This window comes from Pseudomonas sp. HMSC065H01, assembly GCF_001815235.1.
Lineage (GTDB): Bacteria > Pseudomonadota > Gammaproteobacteria > Pseudomonadales > Pseudomonadaceae > Pseudomonas > Pseudomonas aeruginosa.
In genome coordinates this window covers 34,056-38,345 of the sequence record NZ_KV819881.1, presented here as the reverse complement: position 1 = coordinate 38,345, position 4,290 = coordinate 34,056, and the positions used below count along the sequence as shown (strand labels likewise).

The following is a 4,290-nucleotide window of genomic DNA, read 5'->3' as shown; positions in this document are numbered from 1 at the left end:
TTCTTAGCTGCCTATACGGCAGTGAACCGGTGCCGATGCTCGGCCAACAGTTTCTTGTCTTTCTTAGCTGCCTATACGGCAGTGAACTAGACCCAAAAACCATCAACCTTCCAAGCTCCAAGGGCTCCAGCGCCAAAGCCCGGAAAAACCCTCTTTTTGCAGCGATCTCTAACCCTTTGATCTAAAAGGGCTTTAAAAAACCACCAAAAAAAGGGTTCCCAAGCATAGCGTCCATCCCCTGTTTTCTCCATGCCGGCGTAATGTTCAGAACGGCCTAGCTGTTCAGCGGGCTTGTGCCATCGGAGACTTCGTACAAGGCTTAGCCATTGCCGTCCTACAGGCGCTGTCAGTAGGCTTTTTTCGCCGGCGACTTCGGTTCCCGGCAGGCCACAGCCTGCTGGCCCAACACCCACGAGCGGCCTGTCTCCCTGCCGCGCCGGCAGAAGCCAGGCAGCGGACAGCTCAGAGAAGGATTTCTCCTATGCACGGCCATACCCAGCTTGCCCCGCACTACTTCTTCCGACAGCAGCGATTGCTGCGCGCGCTGCTGATCGACGACCAGGCCTGGTTCGTCCTCGACGACTTCGCCCGGCTGATCGAACACAGCCAGCCCGAACAGATGCTCGCCCGCCTGGACGACGACCAGGCGCGCCGCGAATCGTTGCGTTCCGAACGTGGCGAAGAGCAGGCGCAGTGGCTGATCAGCGAGTCCGGCGCGTATGCCGCGCTGATCTACCAGCAGCGCGGCGATGGCAGCGAATTGCGCCGCTGGCTCAGCGGCGAGGTGGTGCCGGAGTTGCGCAGCGCCACCGACGACAGCGGCATGCCGCGCTACGTCAAGTTGCGCTGGGAGCGCCAGGTGGTGCACATGCTCGACTGGCAGGGCAAGCTCTGGGTGAATTTCAGCGAGATGCCCGACCTCCTCGAACGCCAGGGCGAACCCATGGTGCAACTGGGTTGGCGACGCTGGTTGCGCAAGTTGCGGCCGCTCTAGGCGAGCGGCCACTTGCTCGTCGCAGGGGCTCCACTCCTCCACCCGTTCGAGACGAAAGCCCGAACCCGATCAACAGGTTGAGCAGGCTGCCCAGCGTGCGGTGACGCTTGACCACGCCGCTGGCCAGCCAGTCGGTGGTACGCGGCCCTTCGTTCGAGTAGCGGTCCGGCAGGTGCGCCGACCCTCCCTGTCCAGCCGCCAGCCAGGCTGGCGGGACCACCTGTAGACAGGAGACGCCGGGCAGCGGTATGGCGTGCAGGTTGACCGGCAGGCGGCGAAGAAGTCGTCGCGACCGTGGATGTTCTGCATCATGTGCCTATCCCCGGAAAAGCAGCGAAAGAATAAAGGCCGGCGGGCCAGCGACCACCGCGGGCCGAAGCGAGTTCCGAATATAAGTTAATACCCTGTCAGATCTGGCAGCTTAAGGCGTATGGGGGCGCCAGTTAACAATATGGAAATAGACTTTCCCTAGCCTCACCTCCACGCACAACAACAAGAAGTCATCGGCATGAAAAAAATTCGAAAATTAATATTGGATGATTCCTTCGGAGAAGATTATGACTGCCAGGATCTACCGGGAAGTCGTCAACCCGGGAAAACTCGACGAAACACAGAGGGGAAACCTCGCAAGCGAACTCTACGCGATTCACGCCAGGATCTTTCATGGCGTCCAGTATGAATCCTTCGCTCGCGAGGTCATCCACTCCACCGCCCGCCTCACCCGCATCGCCATCTACCGCAACCGCCAGCACGAGATCGTCGGCTACTGCGCCGTGCATTTCCACGACTCGGAAGTCTTCCAGTACAGCAAGGCCTGCGTGATCCGCGCCGAGTCGGGGATCCTCCCGGAGTACCGCGGGAGCAACCAGAGCATTCCCTTCCTTACCCGCCAGGTGCTGCGCTACAAGTTGCTCAACCCCGGCAAGCGCCTGCTGTTCCTCGACACCCTGATCCATCCCTCCAGCTACGCCCTGGTGACCAAGTACGTGGATGACGTCTGGCCCTGCCACTGCGACCTGGAAAGCCACCACGTGAAGTTCCTCGAACACCTGATCGCCCAGTTCAGCTTCAAGCGCAGCAGCAACGATCCGCTGGTGGTCGACACCGGCTGGACCACCACCGAGGCCGATCACGAACGGGCACGCTGGGCTACGCACAGCAATCCGAATGTGCGTTTCTTCCTCGATCGGAACCCGGAATATCACAAGGGCAACGGATTGATCACGGTATTCCCGATCACCTTGAAGAACATCTTTACGGCGACCCGGCGTTTCAAGCGCAGTTCTTCGGTCAAGCGTAAACAGCACCAGCGTTATAACGCGGCTTCGGCGAAAGTCGGGAATATCGCGTTGTAATGAACCAAGCCGACCCATATATCGGCGTTTATATATACGCACATATATGAAGAATGGCCGGAAGGGAGTATGGAACATTCCCTTCCGGCCATTTTCATCGCCCCCCGCGAAGGGCTCGGCGGCCGGATCCGATCAGAGCATTTCCAGCTTCGACATCAGGTCGTTCAGGCGCTCGGCCTTCTGCTCGCTGATCTCACTCGGGGCCAGGGACTCGATGTAGCTGGCCAGCTCTTCCACCGTGGTGCATTCGAACATCGCCCGTAGCGGCACGTTGCGTTGCAGGGCCTTCTGCACCCGCGAGGCGATCTGGGTGGCCAGCAGCGAATGCCCGCCGAGTTCGAAGAAGTTGTCGAACACCCCGACCCGCTCGACCTTCAGCACCTCGGCCCAGATCCGTGCCAGGGTTTCCTCCAGTTCGTTGCGCGGGGCCTGGTAGGCCTGGTTCTGCATCTGGCCGATGTCCAACGCCGGCAGCGCCTTGCGGTCGAGCTTGCCGTTGGCGTTGAGCGGCATCCGGTCCAGCACCAGCCAGTGCAGCGGCACCATGTAGTCCGGCAGGTCGGCGCGCAGTTGCTGCTTGATCCGCTCGAACCAGGCGCCCTGCTCCACCATCAGTCCGGCCGGCGAGTCGGCGCTGGAACGCGGTGTCTCGCCGGGAACCAGGTAGCCCACCAGGTACTTGCCGTTCGCCCCTTCCTGCACCGCCACCGCCGCCTCGCGGACGTCGGCGCGTTCGTGCAGGCGCGCCTCGATCTCGCCCAGCTCGATGCGGAAGCCGCGGATCTTCACCTGGTGGTCGATCCGCCCGACATATTCCAGCAGTCCGTCGGCGCGCCGCCGCGCCAGGTCGCCGGTACGGTACAGACGCTCGCCCGGCGCGCCGAACGGATGCGGGACGAAGGCCTGGGCGGTGCGCAGCGGATCGCCGACGTAGCCACGACCGACGCCGGTGCCGGCCACGCACAGCTCGCCCACCGCGCCCAGCGGCACCAGTTCGAAGGCGTCGTCGGCGCCGGCGCCGAGCAGGTACAGGCGGTTGTTGTCGGTGGGACTGCCGATCGGCAGGTAGGTGCTCTCGGTGGAGGCCAGGTCGACGCGGAAGAACGCCACGTCGTCGGAGCATTCCGCCGGCCCGTAGGCATTCACCAGGCCGATCCGCGGGTAGCGCTTGAGCCACTGGCGCGCCAGTTCCGGCGGCATCGCCTCGCCGGTGGGCAGCATCCAGCGCAGGCCGTCGAGGGCCTGGCGCTCTTCGGCGAGCATGCCCTGGATCAGCGACGGCACGCTTTCCAGCACCGTGATGCCCTGTTCGCCGACGTGCGCCAGCAGGCCCTGCGGATCGTGGGCGATGGCGTTCGGCACGATCGCCACGCGGGCGCCGAACAACGGCGCGGCGAGGAACTGCCAGACCGAGATGTCGAAGCTCTGCGAGGCGGTCTGGGCGATCACGTCGTTCTCGTCCAGTTCCAGGTACGGGACCTTGCTCAACTGGTTGTTGAGCATGCCCGCCTGCTCCACCATCACGCCCTTCGGCAGTCCGGTGGAGCCGGAGGTGTAGATCACGTAGGCGAGGTTCTGCGGCCCGCTGTAGACCTGCGGATCGTGCTCGGCGCCCTCGCCCTGCTGGATCTCGTCCCACACCAGCAGGCGCGGCCGGTCGACGCAGCCGAGTTCGTCGAACAGCGCCAGCGCCTGCTCGCGGCAGGCCTGGGTGCAGACCAGTACCGGTGTGCGGCTCAGCTCGACGATCCGGGTCAGGCGCTGGGTCGGATGGCCGGGGTCGAGCGGCAGGTAGCCGGCACCGGCCTTGAAGCTGCCGACGATCATGCCGAGCAGGTCGAGGCCGCGCTCGGCCAGCAGTGCCACCGGCTGGTCGATGCCGACGCCGGCGGCGCGCAGGGCGTGGCCGAGGCGGTTGGCCCGGCGGTTCAGCTCGGCGTA

4 protein-coding genes are annotated in these 4,290 nt (G+C 63.8%); 3 read left to right on the top strand and 1 reads right to left on the bottom strand.

Going from position 1 to position 4,290, the window contains the following annotated elements; genetic code table 11:
* From HMPREF3014_RS34915 to HMPREF3014_RS14865, 3 genes are all read left to right on the top strand, one after another.
* A partial coding sequence (locus HMPREF3014_RS34915) for a hypothetical protein (protein WP_218189580.1) occupies positions 1–185 on the top strand: 185 nt, incomplete at its 5' end.
* A gap of 296 nt (positions 186–481) precedes the next feature.
* Positions 482–994 (top strand): BRO-N domain-containing protein, encoded by a 513-nt coding sequence (locus HMPREF3014_RS14870; RefSeq protein WP_003451103.1) that lies wholly within the window; start codon positions 482–484, stop codon positions 992–994.
* Between the two features lie 557 nt (positions 995–1,551).
* Positions 1,552–2,349, top strand: coding sequence for a hypothetical protein (locus HMPREF3014_RS14865; RefSeq protein WP_003102987.1), 798 nt, complete (start codon positions 1,552–1,554; stop codon positions 2,347–2,349).
* A gap of 132 nt (positions 2,350–2,481) precedes the next feature.
* Here the strand turns inward: HMPREF3014_RS14865 and HMPREF3014_RS14860 are convergent.
* The coding region (locus HMPREF3014_RS14860; protein ID WP_139195819.1) for an amino acid adenylation domain-containing protein at positions 2,482–4,290 on the bottom strand (1,809 nt) is incomplete at its 5' end.